The organism is Roseicyclus sediminis (genome assembly GCF_025515305.1).
In the GTDB taxonomy this organism is placed as follows: domain Bacteria; phylum Pseudomonadota; class Alphaproteobacteria; order Rhodobacterales; family Rhodobacteraceae; genus Roseibacterium; species Roseibacterium sediminis.
Genome location: NZ_JAOPHT010000002.1, coordinates 421399 through 437768 on the forward strand (window position 1 = coordinate 421399; position 16370 = coordinate 437768).

Annotated in this window: 13 protein-coding genes; 4 read left to right on the top strand and 9 right to left on the bottom strand. The window is 67.8% G+C overall.

Features of this window, described 5'->3' with window-relative positions:
* The first annotated feature begins 239 nt into the window (after nucleotides 1-239).
* Entirely contained in the window at nucleotides 240-1985 is a 1746-nt protein-coding gene (locus tag N8I71_RS04510; RefSeq protein ID WP_262876739.1) for a class I SAM-dependent methyltransferase, read from the top strand.
* On the opposite strand, the gene N8I71_RS04515 is transcribed toward N8I71_RS04510, so the two are convergent.
* The 5 genes from N8I71_RS04515 to N8I71_RS04535 all read right to left on the bottom strand — a co-directional run bounded on the left by N8I71_RS04515 (nucleotide 1982) and on the right by N8I71_RS04535 (nucleotide 8535).
* Nucleotides 1982-2542 (bottom strand): hypothetical protein, encoded by a 561-nt coding sequence (locus N8I71_RS04515; protein WP_262876740.1) that lies wholly within the window; start codon nucleotides 2540-2542, stop codon nucleotides 1982-1984. The genes N8I71_RS04510 and N8I71_RS04515 overlap by 4 nt on opposite strands.
* Nucleotides 2539-4203, bottom strand: coding sequence for a glycosyltransferase family protein (locus N8I71_RS04520; protein WP_262876741.1), 1665 nt, complete (start codon nucleotides 4201-4203; stop codon nucleotides 2539-2541). Before N8I71_RS04520 ends, N8I71_RS04515 begins: the two co-directional genes overlap by 4 nt.
* The gene (locus N8I71_RS04525; RefSeq protein ID WP_262876742.1) at nucleotides 4200-6467 is read right to left on the bottom strand and encodes a glycosyltransferase; all 2268 of its coding nucleotides are present in this window, start codon (nucleotides 6465-6467) and stop codon (nucleotides 4200-4202) included. The genes N8I71_RS04520 and N8I71_RS04525 overlap by 4 nt, the downstream gene beginning before the upstream one ends.
* A 258-nt stretch (nucleotides 6468-6725) precedes the next feature.
* Nucleotides 6726-7436, bottom strand: a complete 711-nt coding sequence (locus N8I71_RS04530) for a class I SAM-dependent methyltransferase (protein ID WP_262876743.1) — start codon at nucleotides 7434-7436, stop codon at nucleotides 6726-6728.
* A 310-nt stretch (nucleotides 7437-7746) separates the two neighbouring features.
* Nucleotides 7747-8535, bottom strand: a complete 789-nt coding sequence (locus tag N8I71_RS04535) for an enoyl-CoA hydratase/isomerase family protein (protein ID WP_262876744.1) — start codon at nucleotides 8533-8535, stop codon at nucleotides 7747-7749.
* 144 nt (nucleotides 8536-8679) lie between these two features.
* Here N8I71_RS04535 and N8I71_RS04540 point away from each other — a divergent pair, with 144 nt between their 5' ends.
* Nucleotides 8680-9441 (top strand): SDR family NAD(P)-dependent oxidoreductase, encoded by a 762-nt coding sequence (locus tag N8I71_RS04540; protein WP_262876745.1) that lies wholly within the window; start codon nucleotides 8680-8682, stop codon nucleotides 9439-9441.
* A 21-nt stretch (nucleotides 9442-9462) separates the two neighbouring features.
* Complete coding sequence (locus N8I71_RS04545; RefSeq protein WP_262876747.1) at nucleotides 9463-11130, top strand: class I adenylate-forming enzyme family protein; 1668 nt, start codon at nucleotides 9463-9465, stop codon at nucleotides 11128-11130.
* Here N8I71_RS04545 and N8I71_RS04550 read toward each other — a convergent pair.
* The gene (locus N8I71_RS04550) at nucleotides 11127-11948 is read right to left on the bottom strand and encodes an SDR family oxidoreductase (protein ID WP_262876748.1); all 822 of its coding nucleotides are present in this window, start codon (nucleotides 11946-11948) and stop codon (nucleotides 11127-11129) included. The two genes, N8I71_RS04545 and N8I71_RS04550, sit on opposite strands and share 4 nt — an antisense overlap.
* A gap of 205 nt (nucleotides 11949-12153) precedes the next feature.
* On the opposite strand from N8I71_RS04550, the gene N8I71_RS04555 reads away from it, so the two are divergent.
* Nucleotides 12154-12852, top strand: coding sequence for a GntR family transcriptional regulator (locus N8I71_RS04555; protein ID WP_262876749.1), 699 nt, complete (start codon nucleotides 12154-12156; stop codon nucleotides 12850-12852).
* Nucleotides 12853-12863: 11 nt separating this feature from the next.
* On the opposite strand, the gene N8I71_RS04560 is transcribed toward N8I71_RS04555, so the two are convergent.
* Genes N8I71_RS04560 through N8I71_RS04570 form a run of 3 tightly spaced genes read right to left on the bottom strand, consistent with a single transcriptional unit; the run spans nucleotide 12864 to nucleotide 16280 of the window.
* On the bottom strand, nucleotides 12864-14288 hold the full coding sequence (locus N8I71_RS04560) for a 2-oxo acid dehydrogenase subunit E2 (RefSeq protein WP_262876750.1): 1425 nt from the start codon (nucleotides 14286-14288) through the stop codon (nucleotides 12864-12866).
* A gap of 2 nt (nucleotides 14289-14290) precedes the next feature.
* The gene (locus N8I71_RS04565) at nucleotides 14291-15304 is read right to left on the bottom strand and encodes an alpha-ketoacid dehydrogenase subunit beta (RefSeq protein ID WP_262876751.1); all 1014 of its coding nucleotides are present in this window, start codon (nucleotides 15302-15304) and stop codon (nucleotides 14291-14293) included.
* Between the two features lie 10 nt (nucleotides 15305-15314).
* Nucleotides 15315-16280 (bottom strand): thiamine pyrophosphate-dependent dehydrogenase E1 component subunit alpha, encoded by a 966-nt coding sequence (locus tag N8I71_RS04570; RefSeq protein WP_262876752.1) that lies wholly within the window; start codon nucleotides 16278-16280, stop codon nucleotides 15315-15317.
* Nucleotides 16281-16370: the final 90 nt, after the last annotated feature.

Genomic DNA, 16370 nt, shown 5'->3' on the forward strand with positions numbered 1-16370 from the left:
CGTGGCACGATCGGGAGTGCGCGGCGGGATCGTCATCGGGGGTGGAAGGACGACATCCCGCGATGCACCGGGCCTCTCCGCGCTCTGCGTTTGTTGGGTGAAGCCATCGCGGGGGCCAGCTTCGCAAACGGGTTGAACGTCCGGTCGGGCGAGGCGATGCTGACGCGGCGCCCCACGTTTCCGGACGGCGGCCCCCGGCCTGGCGCATCGGGAAACACATCGTTTTGGATCGGGACACAATGAGCGCGCATCACGACGTCTTCGCAATGGACGAGATCCCCACGATGATCTCGAGCCAGGATGGCGACATGGCCCTCCGGCTGACGCAGGACCTCGGGCCGGACGCCACGATCGTCGAGCTGGGGCCATGGCTCGGCGGGTTGAGCCAGATCCTCGCCCCCAAGGGAAACCTGCACGTCATCGACACCTTCGTGTGGACCAGGGACCACGACAAGCGCGTCCCCGACCTCGTTGCGCCCGGAGACAGCTTTCGCCCGGTCTTCGAGGCGCTGATGCGGTCCCGCGACCTCCCCTGCGAGGTGCACGAGGCCGATTTCACGGCCTTTCGCTGGCCGGGAGGCAGGATCGACCTCGCCGCGATCGATGCCCCGAAGAAGCCCGAGCAACTGAAGGACGCGCTCCTCGCGATTGCGCCGGGTCTTGGGGCCGGCTCGCGCCTGCTGATCAAGAACGGCAACAACTCGCGCTACTTCCCGATGATGGCCTACCTGCAGGCTCTGGCCGATCAGGGCGCTCTCGCCCTGCTGGAGGCCGATCCCGAAGGCACGTGCAACAGCGCGGCTTTCGAGGTGCGTCTGTCATCGGACGAACTGACGGACGTGATCGGGCAAACGCCGCTTGAGTACACCGCAAGATCGCGGCTCCTCGACGGGGCCCTCGGAAGGCTCGGCACCTTCCAGCTTGGGCTTGTCTGCGAACTCGTCGGCCTGAATGCCTGGACCGAGGCCTATGTGGTGATCGGCGAGATGGACTCCAGCCGCCGCATCCTGAGGGACTGGGACAAGCGCGAACTGGACCTCGCACGGTCCGGTGCAGACCCCGAGCAGCTGGGCTGGCTCGCCGAGATCATGTCGCTGCAGCATTCCAAAGGCGGCTTGCCGGCGCCCCCGACATCCTTCAAGGCGTCCGCCGCGATGACACGGCGCGCCTTCTGGATCAACAACCGCAACAAGCCCTGGCGCGGTCGCGCCTTCCACCCCGAGGTGCTCGATCGGGCCTACCAGTACGGTTACGTCAGCTGGGCCAACGCCATCCAGGATCACGTGCGGGACAAGTCGATCCTCGATGTGGGTTGCGGGCCGGGCCTGCATGGCTTCGGGTATCTCGCGGCGGGGGCCTCGGACTATCTCGGGCTCGATCCCATCATCGATGTGGATCGCGACAGGGTTAAGAACCTCGCCGCGAAGTCGGCGAAGATGCCGTTCGGATGGACGCCCGCCGAGCTTTCGGCGATGGTCGAGCCGTGGCTCGTCCGGCCCACCGCGATCGAGGACCTGCCCGAGGAGCGCGTCTTCGACCTGGCTGTCATGCACAACGTGACCGAGCACCTCCAGAACATCGAAAGCGTGTTCGCCGCCATCGCGATCCGGCTCAAGCCCGGGGGCAAGCTACTGTATAACCACCACAATTTCTATTGCTGGAACGGGCATCACCTGCCGCCCAAGGTCGTCAGCGCGATCGACAAGTCGGATCCGTCGCAGGCCGAACTCATGGACTGGGGGCATGTGGGATACGACCCCAGCCCAGATCACTACATCGCGCGCGGATTGAACCGCATCCGGCTCGACGACCTGATCGCGCTGACCGAACGCTATTTCGATATCGAGGTCAGCGAGGAAAAACCGTCACGGCCCGAAACCGGCCTCGGCAGGCTCACGGACAAGATCCGCCGCCGCTATCCCCATCTTGCGGACAGGGATTTCGAGACGCAGAACCTTCTTTGCATCGCGACGGTGAAGACCTAGCCGCCCTGCCATCGGGCGATCAGGTCACCGGACCCGACGGAACGGATCTGGACCACGCCGTAGCGCCGCCGAAGCCTCGGCAACAAGGTCGCGGGATCGGCACGGCCGACCTGCTCGACGGCAAACCCGTAGCGCCCGAGGAAGGGCACGGCCTCGAAGCCCGAGCAGAGGAAGACAAGCCTTGCGAAAGGCTTGTCATACTGCGTCTTCAGAAGCCCCATCAGCGCGGCGGCGAGCGGACGGCCACTCAATCCGTCGTCATGCACGGCGATCACCGGCAGGTCCGGGGACAGGAGGTCCCGGGCGATGGTCCCGGCGGGAACCGGAAGCCGGGGAAGCAGGACGTCGTCCACATCCGGCAGCATGACATCGCCCGGAGCCGTTGCCTGCGGTCCCAGCACATCGAGCCGGAACGGATCTTCCGACGTCAGTTCCTGCTGCATCTGCCGAAACTCGTGACGGGCGAGCTTCCCGCGAAGATCGTCGTTGTCCTGTTCGAGCCGCCTGAGCGTCTCGTCGTAATCCCTTGTATTTCCGCCCACTTTCACTCCGGTCACCCTCCGGCCCCGAGGAGATCGCCAAGCGCGCCCGCGACCTCGGACGCGCCGTTGCGCCATTCCGGTCGTGCCGGCACGCGCCTGGCCGCCCTGACATCGGCCATGAAGGCGGACAGGACGTCGTGCTGGGCCCCGCCCTCGGCCAGATGCGTCGCCCAGCCCCGGGATGCGGCGAACTGCGCGCGGGCCGCCTGATCGTCGAGCCGCGAATGCCGCCCCGGCACGAACAGCACGGGTCCGTCATAGAGCTGCATCAACTCATGGAAACTGTTGTAGCCCACCGACGACACGACGCCGTCGAAGGCGGCAAGACAGGGCGCCAGCGGATAGACACTCCGGGTGACGATGTCAGGCCGGAGCCCGAGCATCGGGTCCGGCGCCGCCAGCGGCGAACGGGCCCAGACCAGTCCGATGCGTGCCCTGTCGGCGGCGGCGACGAGGTTGCGCGCAAGCAGGTTCCAGTCGCCGATGGCCTCGCCGCCGAGCGAGACGAGGCACAGGCGCCCGCGGCCGAGGCCAAGCGCCCGGCGCGCGCTTCGGCGGTCCAGCACCTCGTCGCGCCCGGTCAGCGTGACGGGCGCGGAGACGGCCATCCTCGCGAAGCCGGTCCGGTTCGCGGATCGCCCCCGCGTCACCCCGCGATCGGCCTCCGAGGCGAGGTCGCCGGGTTCCAACACGAGGTCGGCCAGCTCTTCGGAGGCCAGCGCCTCGGTCCCCAGGACCGAGGCCTGCCACATGCCCCGCCGGATGAGCGCGAGCCGCGCCGCACCGCTGCCGGGACGCGCCAGCGCGTCGACGACGAACCGCTGCAGCGCGCTTGAATCCTGCACGACGAGATCGGGTTTCAGACCGCGCAAAAGGGCCGCGAACTCCTCGGTTTCCCATTTCAGCCAGTCGCCGGTCTCGGCGCCGAGGTGCTGGGCGGTCTGCCTCAGGACCGTCTCGAACCCGAACCGCGAGATAATGCCGGCCGCGCGGGAAAAGCTCCAGAAGACGACCCGCGCACCGCGGTCCTGGCGAAGGTGCCGGGCCACGGCCAGCATCCGCGTGACATGCCCCAACCCTATCCCGTTGGGCACGACGACGACCACCACAGGCGCCCGCGCGCCGTCCCCGGCATCCGCGCCCGCCACTCCATTGGCATGGGCCGCGAGATCCGAGAGATCCGGGTCCCCCGGCGCTGCGTCGATCACCGCCATGCGGCGCAGGCGCGCGAGGTTGTATTGCCGCGCCGGCAGAGGTCCGGCCTCGATGCGCAGGATCTGCAGCGGCCCCTCGGCGCGCGACAGCGTCAGCCTGCACGCGCCCGCGTAGCGGCGCGGCAGGTCCGGCAGGGCCGCCACCGGCAGGCCCGTCTCGCGGGCCAGGAAATCGGCGGCTGCCGGGTTCAGCGCGAGAAGTCGGACGTCCTTGCGCGACCCCGAGATCAGCCGCAGCAGGATCGCAAGCCCGTCACGCCATTCCGCCGGTTCTTCCTGGCCGATGCGCCGCAAGACGATGGATACCTCGCCCGGCCAGCGCTCGATGCTTTGCCAGTCGGCCAGGGCCGCAACCTGAGAGGCGGCGATCAGCCCCCCGGCCCCGTCGAGGCTGGGATGTTCCGACAGAAGCTGCGGCAGCGGGTCGGTCGCATGGGCGAGCCATGGGCGCGGCCCGCTCATGTCCGCGCTCCGTAAAGGCCGAGGAGGTTACGCGCCAGGGCCTGCATCGAGTAGTTCCGGCGAATGAAGTCCACCCGCGCCTTGCCGGGCGCGGCCAGCGCTTCGGGGAGCCAGGCCGCGATGGCCCCGGCTGCATCCGCGGCCCCGACATCGGCGTCGAGAAGCAGGCCCGCGTCCTCGCCGTCGAGATGCATCGCCTTCTGCACACCGCCGACCTGGCACGCGGCGACGGGAAGGCCGCAGGCCTGCGCCTCCAGAACGACGTTGGGCGTCCCCTCGACGCTCGACATCAGGAGGAGGACATCGCTGCTCCTGTAGATGTCGGAGGGGTCCGGCAGCGGGGCCTCGATCGTCAGATCGTCGAGGCCGAGCCGCGCGGCACTGCGCCTCACTTCGTCGGCCATCGGCCCGGCACCGACGAGGCGCGGGGCGATCTCGACGGCATGGCTGGCGCGCAGCGCGGCGATCGTCTCCAGCCAGAGGATCGGGCGCTTGTTCTCGGTCAGACGGAACACCCCGAGAATGCGGATCGGCCCGCCCGGTTGCCGCGGTCCGGACCGAGGCTTGAACACGGCCTCGTCGATGGCATTGGACAAAACCGACAGACTGTCCCCGGCAAGCCCGAGCCAGTCTTCGTAATCCCTTGCACCCTCGAATGAATTGGCCGTGATCGCGACGGAGGGACTTGCCAGCAGCTCCCTGTAGACAGAGCGCGGCACCCAGTCGAAATCCTCGCCGCGTTTCCTCGGGCGCATGTTGCGCACGCTCAGCACGGTGCGCTCGACCTCCAGCATCCGGCCGACCAGCCCCGCGGCGATCGAGGCGCGGTCCTGCCAGCCGTGAACGACCGCGGGCTCCAGGCGCTGCACGAGACGCCAGAGCGGCAGGACATCCGTGCTCAGCCGCGCGGGGAGCATCGCGACGATGTCCCGGTCACGGTCGCGCATCGCAATCTTCGAGATATCCTCGCGCGACAGGTCGTGCACGTGGATGCCGGTCGCGCGCAACTCGGCCTCGAAATGGTCGTGACCACGGTCGCCCTCCATCGAGAACAACGCGGCGTGCAGACGGTCCGGGGAAAGGCCGGCGGCGACCAGCGAGCGGGCGACCATGAGAAACTGACGCTCGGCGCCCCCGGCCGAGAGAACCGAGTTCACCAGCAGCACCCGGTCGCTGTCCCGCAGGACCGGCGCGGAGGCGGCCTGCGGTGTTGCCTCGGCACATTCGGGATAAAGCGGGAAGAGGATGTCGGGACTTCTGATCGAAAGCGCTTCGTCGAAGCTCTGGGGCAGCTGCCGGCCGGGGTTCACGCCGAAGCCGAACCGCTCCAGCAGCAGCTTCTCGGCGGGCGCGATCGGCAGGCCTGCCTGCCAGAGAAAGACGGCAAGCCCGACATAGCCCTGCTCGAGAAGAAACCCGATGACCTTGCCGGCCTCGTCGCCGGTGACCTCTGCGCGCGCGAACTGCGCGGGAAGCAGGCTCACGAGGTGTTCCAGAAGTCGCGGTTGACCCAACGCCCGGGCCAGCCGGAGCTTTTGCGTCGGTCGCGCGTCGAGGCGAAGAAGATCGGCCGCATGCGCGATCGTGGCAGCGCGGTCCCCCAGCCGACGATGAATGCGCACCAGCCGGTTGAGCGCCTGCGCCTCGCCCTCGATATCCCCGGCGCGGGTCGTCGACACGATCGAAATGGCCGTCTCGAAATCCCCGGTGCCCTCGGCGATCCATCCGAGGCGATTGGAGAACATCGCGTTCCGGGGGTACCGCTCCAGCGCGGCCTCGCACAGCCGACGCGCCCGTCTCAATTCGCCGATGTCCCGCAGCGCGTCGATCGCCAGAAGCGTCGCGGCCTCGGTTCCGGTCGCCGCCCCCTCGAGAAGACGAAGCGCCCTCTCCTTGTCTTCGCTGGTCAGCGCCACGCCAAGCAGGACGCGCGCCTCGTCGTTTCCGGGATCGGGACCGAAGGCATTCTCGATATAGGTCCTTGCCCGGCCGGGGCGGTTGTTCTCGATTTCGTAGCGCGCCTCGTTCAGAACGATGTCGGTGCTCGCCACCTCCGCCGCCAGCAAGTCGCGGCGAACGCGATGGGCCAGCAGAGCGTCGCCCGCCTCGACGAAGCGTCGTTCGAGGAATTCCCACAATCCGGGGTGATCGACGGCGTCCAACCCGCTGTCGAGCAGGCGCAGATGCGCAGTGGCCAGCTGGCCCTTGCTGCACAACTCCACAAGCTCGAGCCGAACGGTTCCGGCACCGACATTAGACCGCATCAGCTCAGGGCTTCCTCGAGTTGATTTGCTGCGTTCCGACTATGGAAGGCGCGCAAAGGGCTTACAACGGCGAAGTGCGGACCGCTTGACAGTTCACCGACACCGGAGACGTGCAGGGCGGGTCATTCCCATCCCGTGGCCACATGGGATGCCTCACCCGCCCGTCCGGTCGCAGCCTGCCGGCCCTGCCACCGAAACCCCCTCCGCCGACCTCCGCCGCTGACAGGTTCCGACCCCGATCCCGCCGAACGATTGACCTCAGGCGAACGCGGATTTGGGGATCAGGAAATCGAAGTGTTCGGTCGCCTTCACGGAGGTATCGCGCATCATGTCCATGATGCGCCCGTCCTTGAAGAACACGCCCGGGTCGGTTTCCGTGGGATGGATCAGGTAGTTCGGCTTGATGAAGATATGCCCGCCCGGATTGAGCCGCGAGGCGGCGTCGCGCAGGAAGTACTGCCATTCGTCGAGGCCCCAGGGCTCGGCGCTCTGGGGGCCGTAGTCGAGCCTGTCGAACTTGATCGCGATCGCCGAGATCAGATCGAGCCCCTGGAATTCCTCGGGCAAGGGCGTGTTCGCCAGCACCGGCGAGGCCCGCCAATCCACCCCGAGGATCTCGGCCATCCGTCGGTACATTCCGGAATCGATGTCGAGGCCGACGCCATGATGTCCGAGCGTGCGGCAGATGAAGAGGAAGATCCCCGCGCCGCACCCGAGGTCGAGGATGCGCTTGGGACCCTCGCCATCGTGCAGGTCCGCCGTCATCACGTGGCGCGAATGGTATTGCAGCCACTTTTCCAGCTCGAAGTACTTCGAATAGTTCCGTTCCAGTTTCTCGATGCGATCCTGGGGCCAGACATCGCGCTGCGCGGCGATCTTGTCGGCGTACTCCCTGTGGAGGTTTTCCCAGGCTTCGAAGTTCACCTCCGAAAGGGCCTTGTCGACGATTTCCTGCTTGCTCGGTAGCATCGCGCGCCGCCCCTCTCGCCTGCGTCGTGACGTTCATTGCAGCTGTCATAGTGAACGCCCGCGACAGCCCGTGGCAACGTTTCTTTTCCGGCAAACGCCGGCCCCTCTGCAAGCGCGGATCGTCCAGGCCGCAGGTGCGAAATCTCCGCACGATGGTGCAGCGAGCGGCAGATCTCCGATCGGTCCTCGACGGCCAGATCCTCCCAAGCGGCGCGACGGAACGGCCCTTCGGGCAGGCCATATGCAAGCGGCACATTCGTCGCCTCCATGGTCTCGGAGGTGGTCATGTGAACTTGCCGCTTGCCGGTGTTCAGCGGCCCGTGAAACGCGGGCGCGTCTTGCCCAGAAAGGCGGCGACGCCGGCGCGAAAATCCTCGGATCCCGCCGCCGCGACAAAGGCCGCCCGCTCGGCCTCGAGCTGTTCGGCGAGCGTGTTCTGCCCGGCGCGGTCCAGCAGGCGGCGGACCGCGCCGAAGGCTTTCGTGGGACCAGACGCAAGCAGCTGGGCCAGTTCAAGCGCCCGTGCCTCGACCGCGTCCGCGTCACACAATTCGCTGACGAGACCGAGATCTCGCGCCGCTTCCGCGGTCAGCGTCTCGCCCAGAAGCACCAGCCTGTGCGCCGCGCCGCGCGGAAGCCGCCGCGCGAGGTACCAGGTGGAGCCGCAATCTGGGACGCCTCCGATCTGCCCGTAGGCCATCGAGAACCGCGCCGCGCGGTCGGCCACCACAAGGTCGGCCCCGAGCATGAAGGCGAAACCGGCCCCGGCCGCGACGCCACGCACCGCCGCGACGACCGGCGCGTCCTGTTCGGCCAGTGCCAGGATCGCCGGGTTCAGGATGGACAGGAGCGTATCGACGACCTGGGAGCCGCTGTCGGGGTCCGCCCCCATCGCCGCCAGATCGCCGCCGGCGACGAAGCCGCGCCCGTTCGCAGCCAGGAGGATCGCCCGCGCATCGCCCTGTGCGATCGTGGCTTCCACCGCCTCGGCGAAGGCGGCCGCAAGCTCGACGCTGAGCGCATTCAGGCTGTCGGGACGGTTGAAGCGGATCTCGGCCACGTCGCCGACCCGGCGCTGGACAACCAGTGGTTCGCTCACGGCGGTGCCTCCCTGTCTCACGGCCAACATACCTGAGTCTATCACCGCGTGTATTTTGAATTGTGTTTCCGTATACGCAAGCTAGTATCGGAACTCAAGGACGAGGCGCCGCGATTGATCGCGGACCAAGGGGAGGAGTTCGGCATGGATTTGGGCCTGAAGGGCAGGAAAGCGATCATCACGGGCGCGACCAAGGGCATCTGCCGGGCGACGGCCGAGCTTCTGGCAGCCGAAGGGTGCGACCTTGCCATCTGTTCGCGGAACCCCGACGACGTCGCCGATGCCGTCGCGGCGCTGTCGGCGCATGGCACCAAGGTCTGGGGCAGCGCCTGCAACGTCCGCAAGGCCGAGGAATACGACGCCTGGCTCAAACAGGCCGCCGCCGAACTCGGCGGTTGCGACATCTTCGTGCCCGGCGTCAGTGCCGGAGGCGGCATGGAGGGCGAAAAGAGCTGGTACCGCAACTTCGAGATCGACGTTCTGGGGTGCGTCCGGGGCGTCGACACGCTGTTCGAGTTCCTGAAGGACTCCGGCAACGCGGCGGTGGTCTTCATCTCGACGACGGCCGCCGTGGAAACCTTCATGGCGCCGATGGCCTACAATGCCCTCAAGGCATCGCTGATCACCTACGCCAAGCAGATGTCGCAGGTCCACATGAAGCGCGGCATCCGGTTCAACGTGGTCTCGCCGGGACCGATCATGGTGCCGGGTGGCGCCTGGGACCAGATCCGCGCGCAGGACGAAGGCTTCTACAACTCCATCGTGGCTCAGCAACCCGACGGCCGGATGGGCGACCCTGACGAAGTGGCGCGCTGCATCGCCTTTCTGGCGAGCGACGCGGCCAGCTGGGTGACCGGGGTCAACCTCATCGTGGATGGCGGCTTCACCAAGCGCGTCCAGTTCTGACCGGCCGCGGAGGATGGGGCGATGGCGGCGGACCACCCCTCGTCCGGCGTGGTGCAGGCGGGCCGGCTGAGCACGGCGCAGTTGCTGGCGCGAACGGCCGGGACATGGCCTGACAACACCGCGCTTCTCATCGACGGGGAGAGGTTGGGCTACGCGACCTTGCTGCACGAGGCACGGGAAATGGCGCGCGGCCTGCTCGGCATGGGCCTTCGCCCGGGCGACACGCTGGCGCTCTTGATGCCGAATACCGCCGACCTCGTCCGGCTGTTCTACGCGGCGGGGATGGTCGGGGCCTGTTCGCTGACGCTCAACACGCGGTTTCGCGGCCCGGAACTGGCCTTCGCCATCGGCCATTCCGAAGCGACGATCCTCGTCGTCGGGCAACATGCCCTGCCCGACCTGGACCTCAGGGGCCGCCTCTTGGAGGCCCTGCCCGAGCTTGCCGGATGGGACGGCGCGGCCCCCCTGGCGATGGAGGCGGCGCCGGCCTTGCGGCGCCTCGTGGTGCTCGGGTCCGACGCACCGGACGCCTGGCCCGGCGCGGCCGATCTGGAGGCGGCCGGGGCGACGATCGCACCAAGCGAGGTCGCGGCACGGGCAGACACCGTTGCGCCGGACAGCCCGGCGCTGATGATGTACAGTTCCGGCACCACCGCGCGGCCCAAGGCCTGCCTGCTGAGCCACGCCTCGCTGAACATGATCGGCGCGGCCTTCGCCGAACGCTTCCGCATCGGACCGCAGGACCGGATCTACAATCCCCTGCCCTTCTTCCACATGTCCACCATGCTGCCGATGGCGGCCTGCCGGGCATCGGGGGCGATGCAGATCTGTACAGCACACATGAACCCGGCCGAGGCCCTAGACACTATCGAAGCGGAACGGGCCACTATGGCCTACCTGTCCTTTCCGGCAATCGTGTCACAGATCACGGACCATCCCGACTTCACGTCCCGCGACCTTTCCTCGCTGCGCCTGTTCCACGCTGTGGGCCCACCCGAGTTGATGCGCCGCTATGCCGGCTGCTTTCCCACGGCGACCTACGTCAACGCCTACGGCCTGACCGAAGCCACCGGGGTGCCGGTCTGGACGGGCCCCGACGATCCGCTCGAGGTGGCTCTGACATGCAGCGGGCGGCCCTTCGACGGCCTGGAGGTCCGGGTCGCCGACCCCGAGACCGGAGCCCTCCGCGGCAGGTCGACCTCGGGCGAGTTGCAGCTTCGGGGGTATTGCCTGTTCTGCGGCTACAATGCCGATCCCGAGGCCACGGCAGCGGCGCTCACGCCGGATGGCTGGCTGCGCAGCGGCGACCTCGGGCAGGTCGATGACGAGGGGCGCGTCGTTTTCGAGGGGCGGCTGAAGGACATGCTGAAGATCGGGGGCGAGAACGTCGCGGCCCTCGAGATCGAGACGCTGCTGGCCAGCCACCCGGCGGTCAAGCTGGCGCAGGTCATCGGGGTTCCCGACGCGCGGCTGGGCGAGGTCGCGGCCGCCTATGTCGAACCGGTGGCCGGCATGGACTGCGACCCGCAAGCGCTGGTCGACTGGTGTTCCGGCCGGATCGCCGCCTTCAAGGTGCCCCGTTACATACGATGCGTCACCGACTGGCCGATGAGCACCACCAAGGTGCAGAAGTTCCGCCTGCCCCGGGATTTCGACGCGGCCGACCGCCTGACACCCCGGTCGGGCTAGCCAGCATCCTCGGGCGGGGGCGTCCCGTCCCGCGCGGCCCGGGCGGCCCTCGCGGCAGCGACGATCTCGGCATTTGTGGGGTTGCGCCTGAGGGTCAGCCCGCCATTGACCTGTATCGTCTCGCCGGTGACGAAGCAGCCGTCCGAGCAGAGCCAGATGATCGCCTCGACGGCGTCCTCCAGAGTGCCGACCCGGCCGAGCGGATATTCCTTGGCGAAGGCGCCCACCACGGCGGCATTGCCCGCCACCTTCGCCGTCATCGGCGAGGCCATGAACCCCGGCGCGACCGAATTCGCGCGGATTCCGCGCGCGCCGAACTCGTTGGCGATGCAGCGCATGACGTGATCGAACCCGGCCTTGGTCCCCATGTAGGCCGCGTGATCTTCCATCATGATGGTCGCCGTGGCCGAGGAGACCTGAACCAGCGCCCCGCCATCGGCCATCACCCGCAGCATCGACTGGAAGAACTGGTATGGGCCGATGAACTGCAGCCGGCACATCCGTTCGAGCTGCTCCCGCGTGGTATCGAGGAACGGCACCAGGAGCCCCCACCCCGTGCAGTTCACGGCGAAGTCGACGCCGCCCATCCGATCGACTGCCTGCCTGGCCAGCGCGATGTTGTCCGCCTCCACGGTGATGTCGCACAGGGCGGCATGCCCACGGATCTCCCGTGCGAGGGCGTCGAGCGGTTCGGCGTTGCGCCCCGCCACCAGCACCTCCGCCCCCTCCCGCGCGAAGCGGCGGGCCACCGCCTGGCCGAGATTGCCGACGCCGGCGGCGCCGAGCACCACGACCCGCTTGCTCTGGAATTCACTCATCCTGCCATTCCCTCGATCCCGATTGCCAAGATGCCCCAAGGCGCGAAATGCCCCCACACGGCCAGAAGAACCATCCGAAGAGTGTCAAAAATATACGCGACACATTTCCAAAATATGCTAAGTAGGGTGTGAATTCGCGCAGCACGCAGATCGCCGTGGCCTGCGCACCCGTAACAATTGACGACAATACCGAGAGATGCACCGCATGCCCAAGACCCGAGGAGTGACACATTCCGCCCACGTCTTGCTGACGCTCGAGAACGAGATTTTCTCGGGAGCTCTCCCCCCGGGAGCGGCGCTCGACGAGGAGGCGCTGGCCCAGCGGTTCAACGTGTCGCGCACGCCGGTTCGGGAGGCGATGTTGCAATTGATCCAGTCCGGACTGGTCGAGAAGAAGCCGCGCCAGGGCGCGACCGTGTCGCGGACGGACGTGGGCGACATGATCCGCCTGTTCGAGGTGATGTCGGAACTCGAGGGGATCTGCGCGAAATACGCCGCGCGGCGCATGACCGATGCCGAACGCAGCGCGCTCGAGGATCTGCACCGCCGCTCGGAGAAGGCCCTGCGCGCGGCTGACGACGACACCTACTACAAGCTGAGCCGCGCCTTCCATCTCGCGATCATCCGGGGAACGCACAACGACGACCTGATCGACATCACGAACCGCATGGGCATCAAGCTGGTGCCCTACCGCCGGTTCCAGTTGTCCTATCCCGGCCGGTCCGAAAGCAACCTGACCGACCACGAGGCCATCCTGAAGGCGATCCTCGACCGCGATCCGGAGCTTGCCGCAGAGCTGTCGCGCAAGCACACGAACCTCCAGGGCGACGTGCTGGCCGAATACATCGCCACCAGTTCCGGCAAGGCGATCGAGTTCGAGGCCGCGCAGCAGAAAGCCGGCTGACAGGGGCGGCATCAGTTCAGCAGCGCGATCGGGGTTTCGACCAGGTCGCGCAGCACGGCGAGGAATTCGGCCGCCATGGCGCCGTCGATGGCACGATGATCGGCCGACAGGGTCGCCATCACCACGGTCTCGAAACAGATGCCGCCGCCGGGCGCACGCGCCGCCCGCTCCTGCGGCCCGCCCAGGGCAAGGATCGCCCCCTGCGGGGGCGTGATGATCGCGTCGAAGGACGCGACGCCGTACATCCCGAGATTGGAGAGCGTGAAGGTACCGCCCTCGAGGGCCTCGGCCGCCAGCGTGCGCGCCCGCGCGGCCGCCACCAGATCCGCCGTCTCACGGGCGATGGCGGTGACGCTCTTGCGGCCGGCATCGCGCAGCACGGGTGCGAGCAGGCCGCCATCCACCGACACCGCCAGACAGAGATCAACCTGGTCGAACCGCCGGACACCATCCTCCGTCACATGGACGTTGAGGTCGGGGCAGCGCTCCAGCGCCACTGCACAAGCTCGCAGAAAGAAGTCGTTGACCGTGATTTTCACGCCGGGCGCGGCCGGCGCGGCCTTGAGATCGGCGCGCAGGGCGTTGAGCGCGTCGATGCGGATCGGCATGGCGGTGTAGAAATGCGGGACATCCCGCTTGGAGGCGGACACCGAGCGGGCGATGGCCTTGCGCATCGAGGTGAAAGGCTGCACCCCCGTCACGGCGGCGCCCGGGGCTGTCGCCGATGGCCGGGGCGCCTTCGGGGCCGGACGCCAAAGTCCGTCGCGTTCGGCCGCCGCCTGCGCATCGCCCAGCGACACCCTGCCCTTGCGGCCCGTGCCGGGAACCCCGGTCAGGTCCAGTCCGGCGGAGTTGGCGAATTTCCGGGCGATCGGACTGGCATGGACCTGCGCATTCCGCGCCGCCGCCTCGGCCGGGCTGAGCGCCGCAGGGCGGCCCGCGGCGGCGAGAACGTCGTCGCGCGTGATGCGTCCGCGGCTTCCCGACCCGGTCAGTTCCGACAGGTCGAGCCCATGGTCCCGCGCGAGGCGACGGGCCAGGGGCGTGGCGCTGACCGCTTCTGCCGCCTCCACCGGGGCGGTGCCTGCCGGCGCGGCCGTCGGGGCCGACGCGGTATCCGACCCGGGCTCGAAGCCGGCGTCGACGGGCGTGAAGCCCGCGATGAAGGCATCGACCTCGGCCTCTGGGACGGAATCATCGGCAAGGACGGCCATCAGGGCGCCGACCGGTGCGATCTCGCCCGAGGCGACAAGGATGCGACGGATGCGGCCCGAGACATCCAGCTCCACCGTGTTGACGATCTTGTCAGTCTCGATATCGACGAGGTCGCTGCCCCGTTCCGCGATGTCCCCCTCGGCGACATGCCAAGCGGAGACGGTGCCCTCGGACATCTCGAGACCCCATTTCGGGAGGGTGATCGGATGGATCCTCGCCATGGTCAGCCTTCCTTCAACACGTCGCGGATAGCGGCCTCGATCCGGTCGGGACCCGGGACGTAGAGCCGTTCGAGTTCCCTTGCGAAGGGCACGGGCGTGTGCGGTGCGGTCACGCATTGCACCGGGGCGCGCAGATGGGCGAACCCCTTGCGCGCGGCCAGCCCCGCGATCTCGGAAGCCATCGAGCACATCGGGTTGGCCTCGTCCACGACGACGAGCCGCCCGGTCAGGGACAGGCTCTCGAGAATGGTTTCTTCGTCCAGCGGCGAGGTCGTGCGCAGGTCGATCAGGTCGCAGGTGATGCCTTCCGCCTCAAGCTTGTCGAGCGCCTTTTCCGCGAACGGCACCATGCGGGCGATGGCGACCACCGTGGCGTCCTGCCCCTCGCGCACCAGCGCGGCCTCGCCGAAGGGGACCAGGTGGTCGCCGTCCGGCACCTCGCCCTTGCGCGCGTAAAGCGCCTTGTGCTCGAGAAACATGACCGGATCGTCGTCCCGGATCGCCTGAGTCAGCAGGCCCTTCGCGTCGGCAGGGTTCGATGGCGTGACCACCTTGAGGCCGGGCACCATGGTCAGCATCGGGTAGATGACCTGGCTGTGCTGAGCCGCGGCATTCATGCCGGCGCCCATGGACATCCGCAGCACGACGGGGGTCTTGGCCTTGCCGCCGAACATGTAGCGGAATTTGGCCATCTGGTTGAAGATCTGGTCGAAGGACACGCCCACGAAATCCGCGAACATCAGTTCCGCGACCGGGCGCAGTCCAGCCAGCGCGGCGCCGTTGGCCATGCCCACGATGCAGCTTTCCGAGATCGCCGTGTCGATGACGCGCTTGTCGCCGAACCGCGGCAAAAGTCCCTTGGTGACGCCGAAGATCCCGCCAGCGGCGTCGCGACTGCCCGAGGTGCCACCCGCGCCGCCCGACACGTCCTCGCCCAGCACGATCACGCGTTCGTCGCGTTCCATCTCTCGGTGCAGCGCGTCGTTCAGCGCGTCCCGCATCGTCATCACAGCCATGACAGCGCCCTCAGTAGTCCAGGTAGACGTCTTGCAGCATGATCTCGGGGCCGGGACGCGGACCTTCCCGCGCCGACGCGACGGCGGCATCGATCTGCTCGATGACCGCCGCGTCGATTGCGTCGAGATCGCTCTCGGAGAAGATCCCGGCCTCGACGACACGCCTGCGCATTTGCATGAGGCAGTCCTTTTCCTCGCGGAACCGCTTCACCTCGTCCTTGGCCCGGTAATTCTGCGGGTCGCCCTCGAAATGGCCGAAATAGCGCGTGGCCGTTGCAAGGACGGCAACCGGCCCCCTGCCGGCCCGCGCTTCGGCGATGGCGTCGCGCGCGGCCTCGTAGACCGCGAAATAGTCGAAGCCGTCCGCCTCCCAGACCGGGATACCGAAGCCCTCGGTCCGGGTCTTGAGGTCGCCACCGATGCCGTAGGACGCCCCGGTATGCTCGCTGTATCCGTTGTCCTCGAAGACGAAGACCTTGGGCGCCTTCAGCACGACCGCCATGTTCATCGCCTCGAAGACCGTTCCCTGGTTCGATGCGCCGTCGCCGGTGAACGAGACCGAGACCGACCCGTCGCCGCGCAGGGCGCAGGCGATCGCCGCCCCGAGCGCGATCGGCTGACCGCCCCCGACGATCCCGTTCGCCCCCAGCATTCCCTTCGAAAGGTCGGCGATGTGCATCGACCCGCCACGCCCTTTGCACAGGCCGTCGGCACGCCCGTAGATCTCGTGCATCATGTCGCGTGGATCGCATCCCCGGGCGAGGCAATGGCCATGACCGCGATGCGTCGAGATGATGTAGTCACGCTCGTCGAGGTTCTCGCAGATGCCGACGGCGATCGCCTCCTGCCCGGCATAGAGATGTGTGAAACCGGCGATCTCTCCCTTGGGGTTCTCGACGTGCAGCCGCTCCTCGAACTCGCGGATCAGGCGCATCCGCGTGTAGGCATGCCGGATCTGTGCCGGGCTTTGCTGCATTGACGCTCCTCCCCTTTTCCTTCGGTGCGGCAGAGCCTGGGTCGCACCGCTCGAGCCGGATCCCGAAGACCACGGCCGCCATTGCCTTGT

What these genes read in the sequence shown, in the direction of transcription:
- N8I71_RS04510 (WP_262876739.1), top strand. Translation starts at nt 240, where the DNA reads ATGAGCGCGCATCACGACGTCTTCGCAATGGACGAGATCCCCACGATG.
- N8I71_RS04520 (WP_262876741.1), bottom strand. Translation starts at nt 4,203, where the DNA reads ATGAGCGGGCCGCGCCCATGGCTCGCCCATGCGACCGACCCGCTGCCG.
- N8I71_RS04525 (WP_262876742.1), bottom strand. Translation starts at nt 6,467, where the DNA reads ATGCGGTCTAATGTCGGTGCCGGAACCGTTCGGCTCGAGCTTGTGGAG.
- N8I71_RS04530 (WP_262876743.1), bottom strand. Translation starts at nt 7,436, where the DNA reads ATGCTACCGAGCAAGCAGGAAATCGTCGACAAGGCCCTTTCGGAGGTG.
- N8I71_RS04540 (WP_262876745.1), top strand. Translation starts at nt 8,680, where the DNA reads ATGGATTTGGGCCTGAAGGGCAGGAAAGCGATCATCACGGGCGCGACC.
- N8I71_RS04545 (WP_262876747.1), top strand. Translation starts at nt 9,463, where the DNA reads ATGGCGGCGGACCACCCCTCGTCCGGCGTGGTGCAGGCGGGCCGGCTG.
- N8I71_RS04550 (WP_262876748.1), bottom strand. Translation starts at nt 11,948, where the DNA reads ATGAGTGAATTCCAGAGCAAGCGGGTCGTGGTGCTCGGCGCCGCCGGC.
- N8I71_RS04555 (WP_262876749.1), top strand. Translation starts at nt 12,154, where the DNA reads ATGCCCAAGACCCGAGGAGTGACACATTCCGCCCACGTCTTGCTGACG.
- N8I71_RS04560 (WP_262876750.1), bottom strand. Translation starts at nt 14,288, where the DNA reads ATGGCGAGGATCCATCCGATCACCCTCCCGAAATGGGGTCTCGAGATG.
- N8I71_RS04565 (WP_262876751.1), bottom strand. Translation starts at nt 15,304, where the DNA reads ATGGCTGTGATGACGATGCGGGACGCGCTGAACGACGCGCTGCACCGA.
- N8I71_RS04570 (WP_262876752.1), bottom strand. Translation starts at nt 16,280, where the DNA reads ATGCAGCAAAGCCCGGCACAGATCCGGCATGCCTACACGCGGATGCGC.